At 61.7% G+C, this 15,438-nt stretch carries 15 protein-coding genes; 4 read left to right on the plus strand and 11 right to left on the minus strand.

What is annotated here, in order from left to right:
* Window positions 1-31: 31 nt before the first annotated feature.
* From ABRA89_RS08885 to lepB, 4 genes are all read left to right on the plus strand, one after another.
* Window positions 32-967, plus strand: a complete 936-nt coding sequence (locus ABRA89_RS08885) for a sulfite exporter TauE/SafE family protein (RefSeq protein WP_349941104.1) — start codon at window positions 32-34, stop codon at window positions 965-967.
* On the plus strand, window positions 964-1,797 hold the full coding sequence (locus tag ABRA89_RS08890; protein WP_349941105.1) for a TIGR02186 family protein: 834 nt from the start codon (window positions 964-966) through the stop codon (window positions 1,795-1,797). Before ABRA89_RS08885 ends, ABRA89_RS08890 begins: the two co-directional genes overlap by 4 nt.
* Window positions 1,798-1,965: 168 nt before the next feature.
* Window positions 1,966-2,784, plus strand: a complete 819-nt coding sequence (cysE, locus tag ABRA89_RS08895; protein WP_349941106.1) for a serine O-acetyltransferase — start codon at window positions 1,966-1,968, stop codon at window positions 2,782-2,784.
* Window positions 2,774-3,433, plus strand: coding sequence for a signal peptidase I (gene lepB / locus ABRA89_RS08900; protein ID WP_349941107.1), 660 nt, complete (start codon window positions 2,774-2,776; stop codon window positions 3,431-3,433). The genes cysE and lepB overlap by 11 nt, the downstream gene beginning before the upstream one ends.
* A 33-nt stretch (window positions 3,434-3,466) precedes the next feature.
* On the opposite strand, the gene murC is transcribed toward lepB, so the two are convergent.
* The 11 genes from murC to ftsL all read right to left on the minus strand — a co-directional run bounded on the left by murC (window position 3,467) and on the right by ftsL (window position 15,434).
* Window positions 3,467-4,882 (minus strand): UDP-N-acetylmuramate--L-alanine ligase, encoded by a 1,416-nt coding sequence (gene murC / locus ABRA89_RS08905; RefSeq protein WP_349941108.1) that lies wholly within the window; start codon window positions 4,880-4,882, stop codon window positions 3,467-3,469.
* A 117-nt stretch (window positions 4,883-4,999) separates the two neighbouring features.
* Window positions 5,000-6,091: an undecaprenyldiphospho-muramoylpentapeptide beta-N-acetylglucosaminyltransferase gene (murG, locus tag ABRA89_RS08910; protein WP_349941109.1), complete on the minus strand. Its 1,092-nt coding sequence runs from the start codon at window positions 6,089-6,091 to the stop codon at window positions 5,000-5,002.
* Window positions 6,092-6,180: 89 nt separating this feature from the next.
* Window positions 6,181-6,327 (minus strand): hypothetical protein, encoded by a 147-nt coding sequence (locus ABRA89_RS08915; RefSeq protein ID WP_349941110.1) that lies wholly within the window; start codon window positions 6,325-6,327, stop codon window positions 6,181-6,183.
* Entirely contained in the window at window positions 6,324-6,596 is a 273-nt protein-coding gene (locus tag ABRA89_RS08920) for a hypothetical protein (protein ID WP_349941111.1), read from the minus strand. Before ABRA89_RS08920 ends, ABRA89_RS08915 begins: the two co-directional genes overlap by 4 nt.
* Window positions 6,597-6,601: 5 nt before the next feature.
* Window positions 6,602-7,759: a putative lipid II flippase FtsW gene (gene ftsW / locus ABRA89_RS08925; RefSeq protein ID WP_349941112.1), complete on the minus strand. Its 1,158-nt coding sequence runs from the start codon at window positions 7,757-7,759 to the stop codon at window positions 6,602-6,604.
* A complete protein-coding gene (murD, locus tag ABRA89_RS08930; RefSeq protein ID WP_349941113.1) occupies window positions 7,756-9,147 on the minus strand; it encodes a UDP-N-acetylmuramoyl-L-alanine--D-glutamate ligase in 1,392 nt (463 codons plus the stop codon). Before murD ends, ftsW begins: the two co-directional genes overlap by 4 nt.
* A gap of 4 nt (window positions 9,148-9,151) precedes the next feature.
* A complete protein-coding gene (gene mraY / locus ABRA89_RS08935) occupies window positions 9,152-10,234 on the minus strand; it encodes a phospho-N-acetylmuramoyl-pentapeptide-transferase (RefSeq protein ID WP_349941114.1) in 1,083 nt (360 codons plus the stop codon).
* Window positions 10,231-11,748 (minus strand): UDP-N-acetylmuramoylalanyl-D-glutamyl-2,6-diaminopimelate--D-alanyl-D-alanine ligase, encoded by a 1,518-nt coding sequence (locus tag ABRA89_RS08940; protein ID WP_349941115.1) that lies wholly within the window; start codon window positions 11,746-11,748, stop codon window positions 10,231-10,233. The genes mraY and ABRA89_RS08940 overlap by 4 nt, the downstream gene beginning before the upstream one ends.
* Entirely contained in the window at window positions 11,745-13,196 is a 1,452-nt protein-coding gene (locus ABRA89_RS08945) for a UDP-N-acetylmuramoyl-L-alanyl-D-glutamate--2,6-diaminopimelate ligase (RefSeq protein WP_349941116.1), read from the minus strand. The genes ABRA89_RS08940 and ABRA89_RS08945 overlap by 4 nt, the downstream gene beginning before the upstream one ends.
* A gap of 151 nt (window positions 13,197-13,347) precedes the next feature.
* Window positions 13,348-15,018, minus strand: a complete 1,671-nt coding sequence (locus ABRA89_RS08950) for a peptidoglycan D,D-transpeptidase FtsI family protein (protein ID WP_349941117.1) — start codon at window positions 15,016-15,018, stop codon at window positions 13,348-13,350.
* Window positions 15,019-15,077: 59 nt separating this feature from the next.
* Entirely contained in the window at window positions 15,078-15,434 is a 357-nt protein-coding gene (gene ftsL / locus ABRA89_RS08955) for a cell division protein FtsL (protein WP_349941118.1), read from the minus strand.
* Between the last annotated feature and the right edge of the window lie 4 nt (window positions 15,435-15,438).

The raw sequence follows: 15,438 nt of genomic DNA on the forward strand, positions 1-15,438 counted from the left end.
CGGCTGCGGCCTATGTGAGCCAGTATCACCCGTGTTCCTTCACCTGCCGATTGCGGAGATTTCGGTCAACCTGCTCGTCATCGTCGGCATGGGGATGGCCGTCGGTTTCCTCTCGGGGCTGTTCGGCGTCGGAGGTGGCTTTCTGATCACGCCACTCCTGATCTTCTACAACATTCCGCCTGCCATCGCCGTCGCCACTGGCGCCAACCAGGTTGTCGCATCCTCCTTTTCCGGCGCACTCGCGCACTACAAGCGAGGAACGGTCGATCTAAAGCTCGGAACAATGCTCCTTCTGGGCGGTGCGCTGGGATCATTGGTCGGAGTCTGGCTATTCGGCCTCCTGCGATCTATCGGGCAGCTCGATCTCGCGGTGTCGCTTCTCTATGTCGTCTTCCTCGGCGGCATCGGCGGACTGATGCTCAACGAGAGTGTTCGCTCGATGCTGAAAAACCGTCGCGGCGGATCGGGTGCGAGCGACCTCCGTCGCCCCGGCCAGCACAGCTGGATACTCGGCCTTCCCCTCAAGATGCGCTTTCCGAGTTCGCGGCTCTACATCTCGATCATACCCGTCATCGGTCTCGGCTTCTTCATCGGCATCCTCGCCGCGATCATGGGCGTCGGGGGCGGCTTCGTCATGGTGCCGGCGATGATTTACCTGCTGCGCGTTCCGACCAACGTCGTCATCGGAACCTCGCTCTATCAGATCATGTTCACTGCCGCCGTGACGACCGTGCTTCAGGCCGCCACCAATCAGACGATCGACATCGTCCTTGCCTTCCTGTTGATGATCGGCGGTGTGGTCGGTGCCCAATTCGGCGCAGAAGCAGGCCGCAAGCTGCGCGGCGATCAATTGCGCGCACTTCTCGCTCTCCTCGTCCTGGCGGTTGGCGTGCGTCTTGGCGTCGAACTCGTCCTGACGCCCGACTCGTTCTATTCCCTTGCCTCGCCGACGGGAAAGATCGAATGAGGCGGCGTCTTACAATCGCTAGAACCGCACTCGCGGCTCTCACATTGTTGATGATAGGGACTGTGCCCGGCGGCCAGGCAAATGCGCAGCAGGCCGTCGAAGAGCCCCCGGAGAGCTTTGATATCGGGCTCTCGTCGTCTACGATCGGGATCACATCGGATTTCAACGGCGAAGATCTGACCATCTTTGGCGCGCTCGATAATGCCGATGCCCGTGTTCGCCGCCAGCAGCGCTACGATATTGTCATCGCGCTCTTCGGTCCGCGCGAACCTATCGTGGTTCGGGAAAAGAGCCGTTTCTTCGGCATCTGGATCAACCGCGAGTCCGCAACCATTTCCGCGGCGCCCGCGACCTATTCTCTGGCATCCACTCGGCCGTTGCGCGACATCACATCCCAGAGGACGCGCGAGCGGCTGAACCTCGGCATCGCGACACTGCGGCTGGACGGAACGATGCCGAAGCTAGGCGAGGAGCGGCCGCAATATCGTCCCAAGCAGCGGTTCGAGGAGGCGCTGCGCCGGATCAAGACGGAACGCAGTCTTTACTCGGAATCAATCGGCGGCGTTCAGTTCCTCGGTCCGAGCCTGTTTCGCGCCGATCTTCGCCTTCCTCCCGATCTGCCTGTCGGTCAGCACACGGCCCGCGCCTATCTCTTTCGCGAGGGCAAGGTCATCAAACAGACCTCGCGGACCCTGAATGTGGTCAAGGTGGGATTTCAGGCTCAGATAGACGTCTTTGCTTCGAACCACGGGCTGATCTTCGGTTTTTTCGCCGTTTTCGTGGCCATCATCACGGGCTGGCTTGGGCGACTCATGTTCAAACGCGACTGACCCTGCGCGACCATTCGCCGCCAACCAGACGCAAAGCTCTTCGTTAAGCGCACTCCGAATTTTGATCGCGCGAGATTGGATCACCTCGCGATTGTCATTATCTTGACTGGCACCGTTGTTATGGTGGAGTTCGAGCCAAGCTCGGACCACCGAATTGAGGCAGCACCCATGGTTCAGCGTAACGCGTCGAAGCTTACCGCGGTTCGCGACGTCGATCCGATCTGGAACAGCCTGCGCGAGGAAGCGGAGGCGATGGCCAAGATCGAGCCGACCCTCGCCGGCTTCGTCTATGCCACGATCCTCAACCAGAACTCATTCGAGGCCGCGCTCGCCCATCGCATCGCCCAGCGGATGGACCACGGCGACGTTCCCGCCTACATGATCACCCAGGCCTTCGAGCAGATGTTCGACGATGATCGTGAATTGTCGGAGATCATCCGAACGGACATTCAGGCCGTGCTCGACCGCGATGCAGCATGCGACCGCTACATCGAGCCGCTGCTTTACTTCAAAGGCTTCCACGCGCTGCAGACCCATCGTCTGGCGAACTGGCTCTGGAAGAAGGATCGGCGCGATTTCGCTCTGTTCCTCCAGTCCCGGTCGTCCTCGGTGTTCCAGTGCGACATCAATCCATGCGCTAAGTTCGGAAGAGGCATTTTCCTCGACCATTCGACCGGGATCGTCGTCGGAGAGACTGCGGTCGTCGCCGACGACGTGTCCATTCTACAGGAAGTCACCCTGGGCGGCACCGGCAAGGAGGATGGCGACCGCCATCCGAAGGTTGGCAAAGGCGTGCTGATCGGCGCCGGCGCGAAGATTCTTGGGAATATCAAAATTGGCGATTGCTCGAAGATCGCTGCCGGATCGGTCGTTCTCAAGGATGTGCCGCAATATTCAACCGTCGCGGGCGTTCCGGCTCGCGTCGTCGCCGTCCGCAAGGGCTGCGAGCCGCCAGCCCGCGTCATGGATCAGGGAATTGAACGGTGATCATTTGAGGCCGGTCTTTTCGAAGCGGTTAGATTCAGCTTCCCTGCTTTGGGCCCTTGCAGCCGCTTTTTTCTTGGCAGGTATTGTGGTTCCGAACGGCTCGTACGCTGCGTCCAGTCTTGGCCCTTTCAGCATTCCGTCCAACTCGATGGCTCCAACCATTGTGGTGGGGGACCTAGTCTACACCGATCCGACGTTTTCGCGGGAGCCCTTCGCGGACTACGATCAGAAGTCCGCGAAGAATTACCGGCCAAAGCGCGGTGATATCGTCTACTTCGAGCCGGAGGGTAGCGATGTCGGCTATCTGAAGCGTGTCGTCGGTATGCCCGGCGATAAAGTGGAAGTCCGCGAAGGCCGTGTCTTCCTCGACGGCGCAGAACTCCAAATCGAGGAAAAACTGGGGAAAGAACCGGACCAGCTGGGCGAGCCCGTAACGCGCTATTTTGAAACGCTGCCAAATGGTGTGAGCTACGACATCTACAACATCAGGGACGATGCGCCGGGCGATAGCTTCTCCGCCACGACAGTCCCAGATGACAGCTATTTCGTTCTCGGAGACAACCGCGACAACTCGATGGACAGCCGCTTCCGCGAGATCGGCTTCGTGCCGCGAAAGTCGATCATCGGCAAGATTTGGAAGCTGAATTGAGAGGCTGACGAACAGCCTCCCAAACATGCGCGCTCAGGCAGCCTGACCGCGCACGTCCTCAAGCTGTTTCGGCAAAGCATAGGCCCACTGGGTAATCGATCCGGCGCCGAGCAGGATGACCATGTCGCCCTCCTCCGCGATCTGATTGATCAGCACAGGCAGTTCGTCCGGCCCATCAATGAGCCGCGCATCGCGATGCCCGCCGAGCTTGATCCGCTCGACCAGCATTTCGGAGTTGGCGAACTCGATCGGCTCCTCGCCCGCTGCATAGACCGGGGCGAGGATCACCGTATCGGCATCGTTGAAGCAGGAGGCAAAGTCAGGGAACAGCGCCTGAAGCCGCGTGTAGCGATGGGGCTGGACGACGGCGATGACGCGCCCGTGCGCAGATGCGCGCGCCGCCGCCAGCACCGAACGGATTTCCACCGGGTGATGGCCATAATCGTCGTAGATCGCGATGCCGTCGACGACGCCCGTCAGCGTAAAGCGGCGCTTGACGCCGCCGAATGTGGCGAGCCCTTTCTGGATCTGCTCCGGCGTCAGGCCAAGCCGGTCAGCAACGGCAATTGCCGCAGTCGCGTTCGAAACGTTGTGCTTGCCCGGCATGGGCAGGGTTAGCTCACCGAGATGGGTTTCGGTGTCCTTCACCCGATCCCGCACGGTGACCGAGAAATGGGACTTGCCCGGCTCGAACGAGACGTTCTCAAACCGCACGTCGGCCTGCGGGTTTTCGCCATAGGTGATGACCCGGCGATCCTCGATCTCCGAGACCACACTTTGCACCACCGGATGATCGATGCACATCACGGCAAACCCGTAGAACGGCACGTTCTCGACGAAGGATCGGAATGCCTCTTTCACCTTTTCGAAGGTGCCGTAATGGTCGAGATGCTCCGGATCGATATTCGTGACGACAGCGATATCGGCCGGTAGCTTCAGGAAGGTGCCGTCGGATTCGTCGGCCTCGACCACCATCCAGTCGCCCTCGCCCATGCGGGCATTCGTGCCGTAGGCGTTGATGATGCCACCGTTCACCACCGTCGGGTCGAGACCGCCGGCATCGAGCAGCGTCGCGACCATGGATGTCGTCGTGGTCTTGCCGTGCGTGCCGCCAATGGCGATCGCCTGTCGGAAGCGCATGAGCTCGGCCAGCATCTCAGCACGCCGGACGATCGGCAGCAGGCGCTCTCGCGCCGCCGAAAGCTCCGGATTCGTACGTTTGATCGCTGTCGAAACGACGACGACTTCGGCATCGCCGAGATTATCGGCGCGATGGCCGATGGACACCTTCACGCCCTTCTCGCGAAGCCGCGTGACATTGGCGTTCTCGGCCTGATCGGATCCCTGCACGGTGTAGCCGAGATTGACGAGCACTTCGGCGATGCCACTCATGCCGATGCCGCCGATCCCGATGAAATGGACCGGGCCAATATTGGGCGGCATCTTCATGAGGACGTCTCCTGTTCGGTTCTTGCCGGCACAAGCCGGGCTTTCAACGACTTGGCCTCTCGGCACGCGCTCTCAAGCGTCGGCCCGACAAATCGTTGCTGTCTGCTATGGGTTTGTTCAAACGTCTCGCGGCATAGACTCAACCAGATCGGCGAGCAAGTTGGCCGCATCGGCAACACCTGTCCGCTTCGCCGCGGCCGCCATCTCTGCGGCCCGATCCGGATTGTCGGCAAGTTGAACAATGATGTTCGAGAGGTTTTCCGGCGTGAGGTCTGCCTGTCGCACGACCATCGCACCGTCCTCGGCCTCAAGCCGCGCCGCGTTCGCTGCCTGATCGTGATCAAGGGCATAAGGGTAAGGTACGAGGACGGCGGGTCGGCCGATCACCGCGATCTCCGAGACCGTCGACGCTCCCGAGCGGCTGATGACCATATGCGCATCGCCAATCCGAGCCGCCATGTCGGTGAAGAACGTCGAAACCTCAGCTTCGACGCCGGCTGCCTGATAGAATGCCTCCACCTGTCCGGCATCGTTTTCGCGTGCCTGCTGCGTGATCTTCAGCCGCTTCTTCAAAGCCTCCGGAAGGCGCTCCACCGCCTTTGGCAGCATCTCCGAGAAGAACTGCGCGCCCTGGCTTCCACCAAAGACGACGAGGCGGAATGGCCCATCCGGACGCGGGCGCTCGTAGGGCTTTTCCGACGCCTTCAGCACCGGCTGGCGCACCGGATTTCCAGTTACGACCATCTTCTTCGCGATGCGTTCATCGACCCCGGCCTGCGGAATGCCGGCTGCAATCCTGTCGACGCGATTGGCGAGGAACTTATTCGCGCGCCCCATCACCGCATTCTGCTCGTGGATCGCGGTCGGCCGACCTGCGCGGATAGCGGCCATGAGCGGCGGCACCGTGGGGTATCCACCGAAGCCGACCACTACGTCGGGCCGAATGCGGCGCACCAGAGCGCTGGCCTCCCGAAACCCCTTCCAGAGAGACCAGAGCGTCTTCGCCATGGCGACAGGGTTCTTCGAAGCGAAGGTCGCGGAACGAATGGTGTGAACCGCTTCGCTAGGGAAATTCTGCGTAAAGCGCCCTGCCCGATCGTCTGTCGCGAGATGAACCGTATGGCCCCGCGCAATCAGTTCGTGCGCAAGTGCTTCGGCCGGAAAGAGGTGTCCGCCTGTGCCCCCGGCGGAAAGAAGTATCGTGCTCATGCAGCTCCCGCTATCGGGCGATCGTGTCGGCTTTGCGATGGACAGAGCCGGTCGGCGGGGCAGGATGGTAGATGACGGTGGAGAAAGACCTAACGGCTCTCGCGATTACGCTCGCGGGCGGCACGGGCATGGGCCTGCGCCGTAATCTTCTTGGCGTCGTTGAGAACCCACCAGGCGATCAGAAGCGCGCTGACCGGGGTGATGAGTACAGCGATGGCGATCTGCAGAGTAGTCATCGGTCGAGTTCCTTAAGCGACCTCTTTGCCGCCCAATGTATTATGGGGCTTCCGCAAAAGCAAAGAACGGACACAGCCAACGCAATCCAGATGCGAGACGAATTGTTCATCACGATCGATGCCGGAACAGAGAACCCACCGATCAACATAAGGCCGATCGCAATCCCGTTCAGATAAGCCGCCTGCAGCTTGATCTGCTCGCGCTCGCTCTCGGTTTTTGCCGCAGGAGCATTCTCGTCAGCGCCCAACGGATCGCCTCCGGCGCTCATCCCCGTCACATCCCGTGAACGAGCGCGGTCCTTTCCATCAGTCGGTCGGTATATGAGCGGTTTTCCGGCCGCCGCCGCGTGAGCGCCAGAACGAAGCCGGCGCTGATCGAAATCGCGATCATCGACGAGCCGCCGTAGGAGATGAACGGCAGCGTCATGCCCTTGGCGGGAAGGAGCTGCAGGTTCACCGCCATGTTGATGATCGACTGCAAGCCGAACACGAAGACGAGCCCGGAAATCGACAACCTTACGAACGGATCGCGCTGGGCGAGCGCCACCGACAGCCCGCGCATCACGATGAAGGAGAAGAGGAGCGCCAGGATCATGCAGGTGATGATGCCAAACTCTTCGGCAATCACCGCAAAGGCAAAGTCCGTATGGCTGTCCGGCAGCAAGCGCTTGACGGTGCCCTCGCCCGGCCCCTGGCCGAACCAGCCGCCGTTGAGGACTGCCTCACGCGCCGTATCCGTCTGGTAGGTGTCGCCTTCGCCGGTCAGGAAGCGGTCGATACGGCTCGCGACATGGTCGAACACCTCGTAGGCGAAGAACGCACCGGTGAGACCGATCGCGGCAAGCACGGCGATCCAGAGCCAGGGCATGCCGGCCATGAAGAAGAGCCCGCCCCAGGTCGCCGCAACGAGCATCGTCTGGCCGAGATCGGGCTGAGCGACGAGCAGAGCGACGGTGATCAACAGCAGCACGAGGGCGCAGAGATTGCCGGGAATTTCCGTGCGCCGCGCGTTTTCCGCGAAGAAGAAGGCGCAGACGACGACGAAGGCCGGCTTCATGAATTCCGAGGGCTGGATATTGATCGGCCCGAAATCGAGCCAGCGCCGCGCGCCCTTGATCTCACTTCCGATGAAGAGCGTGAGCACCATGAACAGCAGCGAGACCGCAAGGATGATGATCGCGGCCCGGCGCACCCCGCGCGGTGTCAGAAGCGAGGCTCCGAAAAGCACGAGGGCCGACGGGATCAGAAAGAACAGATGGCGCTGGACAAAGTGGAATGGCTGAAGGCCGATCCGCTCGGCGACCGGCGGGCTCGCGGCAAAGGAGAGGACAGCGCCGCCGACGAGCAGGATCAGAAACGCGCCAAGCAACCAATGATCAAGACCGCGCCACCAATCCGATATTTTGATGATCTTGCTGCCAGACTCGCTCATCGACCCGCCTCGACTTCGATTCCGCTCAAGGACCGCACCGAATCACGGAATGCGTCCCCTCGAACCTCAAAATTACGATACTGATCGAAGCTGGCGCAGGCCGGGGATAACAGCACCGCAGACGGTTTTTCGTCGTCTGCGCTGTCTCGTGCGGCGCTTGCGACGGCGTTGTCGAGGGTCGCGGAGATTTCGTAGGTCACGTCCTCGCCGAGAGTTGCCGCGAATGCCGGCGCCGCCTCGCCGATGAGATAGGCTTTGACGATCTTCGGGTAGAAACGCGAGAGTTCCGCAATCCCACCTTCCTTGGGCAATCCACCCGCGATCCAGTAGATGCGCTCGAAGGAGGCGAGCGCAGTCGCGGCTGCATCCGCATTGGTCGCCTTGGAATCGTTGATGAACAGCGTCTTCCCGATCCTGCCGACCTCTTCCATACGATGAGCAAGGCCGGGAAAGCTTTTCAAACCGTTAATGATTTCGTCTTCGCCGAGACCGCACAGTGTGAGCGCTGCGACGGCCGCAGCCGCGTTCTGGCCATTGTGCCGTCCGCGCAGAGAGCTGATGCCCGCGAGATCGAACCGTGCTTCCGAATAGCTTGCCATCTGCCGCACAACGACGCTGCCGACATAACCAACGCCGTTAGACACGTCCCCCTGACCACTGATGCGCACAACGGACCGCCCAGCCGCCTCAAGCCGATCTGCGATCGCACGGCACCAGCTATCGTCGATGCCGACGACCGCGCGGTCGGAACCGGCAACAAGCCGTTCCTTGACGGATGCGTAGTTTTCGATCGTGCCATGCCGATCGAGATGGTCGGCCGTCAGGTTGAGAAGCAGCCCCACGCTCGGCTTCAGCCCCGGCGCGAGATCGATCTGATAGGAGGAACACTCCACGACATAGTGCCGCTCGGGCGATGGTTCCTGAAGGGTCAGCACAGGAACACCGATATTGCCGCCAAGCTGCGTGTCGCGCCCTGCTTCTTTCAGGCAATGGGCAATCAGCGCCGTCGTCGTCGATTTGCCGTTTGTGCCCGTGATCGCAACGAAGGGTGCATCCGGCGCCTTGATTCCGCGCTCACGCCCAAAGATCTCGACATCGCCGATAATCGGCACGGCAGCTGTATTGGCAAGATCGACCGTCCAGTGAGGCCGAGGATGGGTCAGCGGTACGCCCGGCGCGAGGACGAACGCGGCAAGGCCGTTCCATTCGATCTCATGCAGATTCTGCGTCGGAATGCCATTCGCCGCAGCTTTTTCAACGCTTGCCGGATTGTCGTCGAAGGCGATGAGATCGGCTCCGCCCTCCATCAGCGCCGCGGCCGTTGCGAGGCCTGAGCCTCCCAGCCCGAAAAGAGCGACACGCTGTCCGGCAAACGAGTCGATCTTCATGGCGTCAGCGCAGCTTGAGAGTCGAAAGACCGACGAAGGCGAGCATGAAGGCGATGATCCAGAACCGGATCACGACCTGGCTCTCGGTCCAGCCGAGCTTCTCGAAATGGTGGTGGATCGGCGCCATCAGGAACACGCGCTTTCCGGTCATCTTGAACCAGCCGACCTGAATGATCACCGATAGAGCCTCGATGACGAAGAGACCGCCGATGATGGCGAGAACGATCTCGTGTTTGGTCGCGACGGCCACTGCGCCCGTCATGCCGCCGAGCGCAAGCGAACCCGTATCGCCCATGAAGATCGCAGCAGGTGGCGCGTTAAACCACAGGAATCCCAGTCCCGCGCCGATCACCGCCCCGCAGACGGGCGCAAGTTCACCGGTTCCGGCAACATAGTGAATCTGAAGATAGTTGGCGAAGTTCACATTGCCTGAGAGATAGGCGATCAATCCGAGCGCCGCGACCGCGATCATGATCGGTACGATCGCCAAGCCGTCGAGGCCGTCGGTGAGGTTTACCGCATTGCCCGCGCCGACGATGACGAAGGCGGCGAAACCGATATAGAACCAGCCGAGGTTGAACAGCAGTTCCTTCACGAACGGAAAGGCCAGAGACGTCGCGAACGGGCCCTCGGTGCGCAGTACGATGAGAAGCACCGCCGTCGCCGCGATCAGAAATTCGAGCGCGAGGCGCGATTTTCCGGAGAAGCCCTTATCGCTCTGCTTCGTCACCTTGAGATAGTCGTCGTAGAAGCCAATCGCGCCGAAGCCGACCGTGACGAGCAGCACCGTCCACACATAGATATTGGTGAGATCCGCCCAGAACAGCGTCGAAACGAGCACGCCTGATAGGATCATCAGGCCGCCCATGGTGGGCGTACCGGCCTTCTTGAAATGCGTCTGCGGGCCGTCCGCGCGGATCGGCTGGCCCTTGCCCTGGCGCAGGCGCAGAGCCGAGATGATGGCTGGTCCGAACAAAAAGACGCTGATGAAGCCGAAAATCATCGCCGCGCCGGTGCGAAAGGTGATGTACCGGAAGACGTTGAAGATCGCGATCTGGTCGGCGAACTGTCCGAGATAGGCGATCATTGAGATTGGGTCTCCGGTGCGAGATCGGTCGCCGGTTTCTCTTCCGACACGGCACGCGTTTCGCCCGCCATGCCGTTGGCGTCAAGCTGGGGCTTGGGCGGATAGCGTTCTGTAAGCCCAGCCACCACCTTTTCGAGGCCGATGCTGCGCGAGGCCTTCACCATGATCGCATCGCCCGCCCGCATGTCCGCCAGCAGCTGCTCTTGGGCCTCGGCGGGGTTTTCATGCGTCGTGCATTCGATCTCTTCGCCGGCAAGCGCCTCGGCGAGCGATTTGATTTCGTCGCCTACCAACAGAACGCGTGCGATGCCGGCGCCCTTCAAAGGCTCGGCGAGTTCGGCGTGCAGGGTAGCGCTATGGCCGCCGAGTTCCTTCATGTCGCCAAGAACAGCGATGCGCCGACCGTTCTCGCCAAGCTTGGCATTGCCGAGCGTCTCGATCGCCGCGCGCATGGAGGCTGGATTAGCGTTGTAACTGTCGTCGAAGAGCGTGATTTCACCGCCCGCAGGCATCGGCAGCTGGAAGCGCTCGCCACGCCCCTTCATCGCGCGCCATTCGCCGAGTGCGTCCGCGACAGCCGAAACGTCCGCACCCGCCGCATGGGCGGCACCGAGGACGCAAAGCGTATTCTGCGCGAAATGCTTACCAGGCATCGAAAGCCGAACATAGACCTCCTGGCCTGCAATATCGGCGATCAAAGCGGCCCCTTCAGCGTCCGGGTCGTATTCGGTCATCCGGAAATCGGCACCCTCACTCTCGCCGAAGGTGAGGACGTTCGTGACGCCCGCGGCCCTTGCCGCAGCGGCGAGCCGCATGCACTTGTCGTCGTCCGCATTGACGATCGCCGCGCCGCCCGGCACGACGCCCTCGAATATCTCCGCCTTGGCATCGGCGATCTCGTCGAGGTCGCGGAAATGGCCGAGATGGGCCGCCGCGATCAGCGTGACGATCGCCGCATGCGGGCGCACCAACTTTACCAACGGCCTGATTTCGCCGGGATGGTTCATGCCGATCTCAAAGATCGCAAAACGGCTATCGGCTGGCATGCGCGCAAGGCTGAGCGGCACGCCCCAGTGATTGTTGAACGAGGCGACGCTGGCATGGACCGAGCCGCAGGCCGATAGACCCTGCCGAAGCGCTTCCTTGGTCGTCGTCTTGCCGACACTTCCCGTCACCGCGACGATCTTGGCCTTCGAGCGCGCCCGCGCCGCCTCTGCCAGCCGCCCGAGCGCGGCCAGCACGTCGTCGACGACGAGCATGGGCGCCTGCAGCCGACCAAGGGCCGGCAGGCGCTTTTCCGATACGATGTGGAGCGCTGCGCCGGCGCGGTGCGCGCTCGTCAGGAAATCATGGCCGTCAAAGCGGTCCCCAGCGATCGCGAAGAAGGCTTCACCTTCTTTCAGCGTGCGGCTGTCGATGGAAATACCGGTAATTCCGGCCGGCAGCCCCATGCCCACCGGTCTTGCACGCATGGCTTCGATGAGGACACCGGTTTCCCAGAGAAAATCGGTCACGCCTTCGTCTCCGTGATCGCTAGTCGCACTTCTTCATGGTCGCTGAAGGGATGGTTCACCCCGGCAATCATCTGGCCCGTCTCGTGGCCCTTACCCGCGACGATGACGGTGTCGCCGGTGCGCGCATCGCCGACTGCCGCGCGGATCGCCTCACGCCTGTCGCCGATTTCCCGCGCCGCGCCCGCAGCCGCCATGATTTCGGACCGGATCACCGCCGGGTCCTCGCTGCGCGGATTGTCGTCGGTGACGACGACGACGTCCGCGAGCCTGTTCGCGATCTCGCCCATCATCGGCCGCTTGGCCTTGTCCCGGTCACCGCCGCAGCCCATCACCAAGATCACACGGCCGGTGGTGAAGGGCCGGACCGCACGCAGCACATGCTCCAGCGCTTCGGGCTTGTGGGCATAATCGACGAAAACCGGCACGCCGTCCGCCGTTGTACCCGCCTTTTCCAGGCGTCCGGACGCCCCTTTCAGGGTCTCCAGTGCTTCGAGAGCGGCTTTCACTGGCGTGCCCGTCACAATCGCAAGTCCGGCGGCGACGAGAGCGTTCGACATCTGGAACTCGCCAGCGAGCGGCAAAACGACCCGCTGGATGCCATCGGGCGTCTTCACCTCGGCAACCTGGCGCTCGCGCTCATGCTCCAGCCGCTTGAGAGCAAGCAACGAGCCGTTTCGCCCAACGGTGCGGACATCGCAGCCGATGCCCGTCGCGACTTCGATCGCGCGGCCGGACCACTGGTCGTCCGTATTGATCACCGCCGGCGCACCCTTAGGCAGAAGGCGCGTAAAGAGACCCATCTTGGCCGCGAAATAGCTTTCGAGATCCGGATGATAGTCGAGATGATCGTGCCCGAGATTGGTGAAACCACCAGCGGCAAGGCGCACGCCGTCGAGCCGGTATTGATCGATGCCGTGGCTGGAAGCCTCCATCGAGGCGTGTGTCACGCCCTCGCCTTCGAGACTGGCAAGAAGCTCGGCGAGCGCCACCGGGTCCGGCGTCGTCAGCGTCCCGTAATCGTTGCGGCTCGGGGAGACGACACCTGTCGTGCCGATCGAAGCCGCCTTCAGGCCAGAAGCCGACCAGATCTGGCGCAGGAAGGATGCGATCGAGGTCTTGCCCGCGGTGCCGGTCACCGCGACCATCGTCTCCGGCTGCTTGTCATGGAAACGCGCGGCCATCCTTGCGACGGCAAGTCTGGGGTTATCCGCGCGAAGGACGGGAAGGTCTGTTTCTACCTTCGCATCCGTACCCGTGAGAATCGCCGCTGCACCGTTTGCCCTCGCATCAGCGACAAAGCGTGTGCCATCCGCCTTGGAGCCGGAAACGGCTATGAAGAGATAGCCTTGCTTCACCGCACGGGAGTCCAGCGTAAGGCCGCTAATCCCGATCCCGTCGGACCCCTCCGGCGCTTGGGCGATACCGTCTGCGAGCTGTGCGAGATTCATGCGTATTCAGTTCCGGTTTGCGAAGCTCGCCGGCCGGCGTCGTCGCACACCCACCGAACTTTATTGGTCCAACATTCGCGTTGCGCGAACCGGAATTCCAAACTCACGCGGCGGGAATAGGGCGAGAGACACATCCCGCCCCGTGTAGATGTCAGTAGGAAACCAGCAGTGTCTCGCCGGTATCACCCAGATCAGGCTTCACCTTCAGGAGCGCAGCTGCGCGGCGGATAACGTTGCCGACCGTCGGTGCGGCGTTCATACCGGCCGTTGCGTAGTATTTGCCGGGTTCCGGCTGCGGCTCGTCGATGAAGACGAGAACCACGTAACGCGGATCGTCCATCGGGAATGCGGAAAGGAAGGCATTGAACTTCTTGGTGTTCGAATAGCGACCGTTCACCACCTTGTTCGCCGTGCCCGTCTTGCCTCCCACCCCGTAACCGTCGATTTCGGCATAATTGCCCGAGCCGCGCTCATCCTTGACGTTGAGGCGGAAGAGATGGCGCATATCGTCGCTCGTCTTCGAAGAGACGACCCGTTTGCCGATAGCCTGTGCCTCATCTTCGCCGCGCGGCATGAACGTCGGCGGAATATAGATACCGCCATTGACGAGCGCCGCTGCCGCGACTGCCGTCTGGAGCGGCGTGGTCGAGACGCCGTGTCCGTAGGAAATCGTGATCGAATTGACCTGCTTCCACTCCTTGGGCTGGGTCGGCGTCGCGACCTCCGGCAGTTCGGTGTCGAGCTTGGACAGAAGCCCCATCCGCGTCAGGAATTCCTGGTGCCCCTCGATGCCTACCACCTCGGCTTCTTTCGCCGAGCCGATATTGGACGAGTAGATGAAGACTTCTTCGGTGGTCAGCACGCGCTTCTTGCCGTGAAAGTCCGAGATGCGAAATCCACCGATATGGATCGGCTTGGAAGCATCGAAGCGCGATTGGAGATTGACCTTGCCCGAGTCCAGCGCCATCGCGCTGGTGAAGGTCTTGAAGGTCGAGCCCATCTCGAAGAGGCCAGCCGAAGTCCGGTTCATCCGGTCCTTTTCGAGCGCCTGTTTCGGCTGGTTCGGATCGTAGTCGGGCAATGAGGTCATGGCGATGACCTCGCCGGTCTTGACGTCCAGCACGACACCGCCGGCCGCGATCGAACGATAGCGCTTCATCGCTGCAGCAAGCTCGTCGCGCAGAATATGCTGAACCCGAAGATCGATGGACAGAGCCACCGGTTCCATCTCGGCATTGATCGCAAGACCGGAATTCTGAAGCGCCAGATAGCCCTGATCGTCCAGATATTTCTCCATGCCGGCAATGCCCTGATTGTCGACGTTGACATGACCGGTCACGAAGCCCGCGGTCGAACCGCCGGGATAGAAGCGTTTCTTTTCGGTGCGAAAGCCGATGCCCGGCACGCCGAGATCGAGGATCGCCTGCTGCTGGCTCGGCGTCAGCTCGCGGCGCAACCAGAGAAAGCCGGCATCGCTCGACAGGTTGTTGTAGAGCCACTTGGGATCGAGATCGGGCAGTACCGAGAGCAGGAGTTCGCTGGCCTCATTGGCATCGACGATCTTCTTCGGCTCCGCGAAGAGCGAGGCGACCTTGATATCCGTCGCCAGAACCTGACCGTTGCGATCGATAAGGTCGGGGCGCGAAGCCATGATCTGGTCAGCGGCCCGAAAGGCCGTGATCCGCTCGTTGGGCACCGTCCCCCAGGTCACCAGCCGCGCACCAATCGCCACATAGACGCAGACGAAGAGCATGATCGCGATGACGAAGCGGCTCTTGTGGCCCGGCACGGCGCCGAGCCGATCGAATCGCTTCCGAGGCATCGGTGGTGTCTGCTGCTTTCGCGCAACGAGATCGGGAAGAAGAAAGCGCGCGTTGGGCATCAGCGGCGAGCCCGGTCATTCGAGGCGACGAGTTCGGCCTCGGTTTCTTCGACCGCCGGCTCCTTCGGTTCAGGCGGTGCCGGCAGCTGATGCTCGGCGACGATCTGGTCAGGGCGGACCTCTACGAGCTTCAGCTCTTCGGCATAGGTCTCGCTCAGGGTCTGTAAGCGGTTCGGCTGGTTCAAGAGCGTCCAGTCAGCGGAGAGGATGGCGATCGTCTCCTTCTCAGAGGCGATCTTGCGCTCCACCTTGCGGATCTCGGTCTCGACCAGATCGGCGTCATGCTTGACGTGAAACGTCCAGGAAGCGGCGCCGATGAGCGCAACGATCGAAAGAATGTCCAGGGTTCTCATCATGATT

Origin of the sequence: Fulvimarina thalattae, from assembly GCF_040239565.1 — a bacterium.
Taxonomy (GTDB): Bacteria; Pseudomonadota; Alphaproteobacteria; order Rhizobiales; family Rhizobiaceae; genus Fulvimarina.

Coding starts and splice junctions, on each gene's coding strand:
- ABRA89_RS08920 (WP_349941111.1), bottom strand. CDS start 6,596: ATGAGCGCCGGAGGCGATCCGTTGGGCGCTGACGAGAATGCTCCTGCG.
- cysE (WP_349941106.1), top strand. CDS start 1,966: ATGGTTCAGCGTAACGCGTCGAAGCTTACCGCGGTTCGCGACGTCGAT.
- mraY (WP_349941114.1), bottom strand. CDS start 10,234: ATGATCGCCTATCTCGGACAGTTCGCCGACCAGATCGCGATCTTCAAC.
- murG (WP_349941109.1), bottom strand. CDS start 6,091: ATGAGCACGATACTTCTTTCCGCCGGGGGCACAGGCGGACACCTCTTT.
- ABRA89_RS08890 (WP_349941105.1), top strand. CDS start 964: ATGAGGCGGCGTCTTACAATCGCTAGAACCGCACTCGCGGCTCTCACA.
- murC (WP_349941108.1), bottom strand. CDS start 4,882: ATGAAGATGCCGCCCAATATTGGCCCGGTCCATTTCATCGGGATCGGC.
- ABRA89_RS08950 (WP_349941117.1), bottom strand. CDS start 15,018: ATGCCTCGGAAGCGATTCGATCGGCTCGGCGCCGTGCCGGGCCACAAG.
- ftsW (WP_349941112.1), bottom strand. CDS start 7,759: ATGAGCGAGTCTGGCAGCAAGATCATCAAAATATCGGATTGGTGGCGC.
- ABRA89_RS08915 (WP_349941110.1), bottom strand. CDS start 6,327: ATGACTACTCTGCAGATCGCCATCGCTGTACTCATCACCCCGGTCAGC.
- murD (WP_349941113.1), bottom strand. CDS start 9,147: ATGAAGATCGACTCGTTTGCCGGACAGCGTGTCGCTCTTTTCGGGCTG.
- ftsL (WP_349941118.1), bottom strand. CDS start 15,434: ATGATGAGAACCCTGGACATTCTTTCGATCGTTGCGCTCATCGGCGCC.
- ABRA89_RS08945 (WP_349941116.1), bottom strand. CDS start 13,196: ATGAATCTCGCACAGCTCGCAGACGGTATCGCCCAAGCGCCGGAGGGG.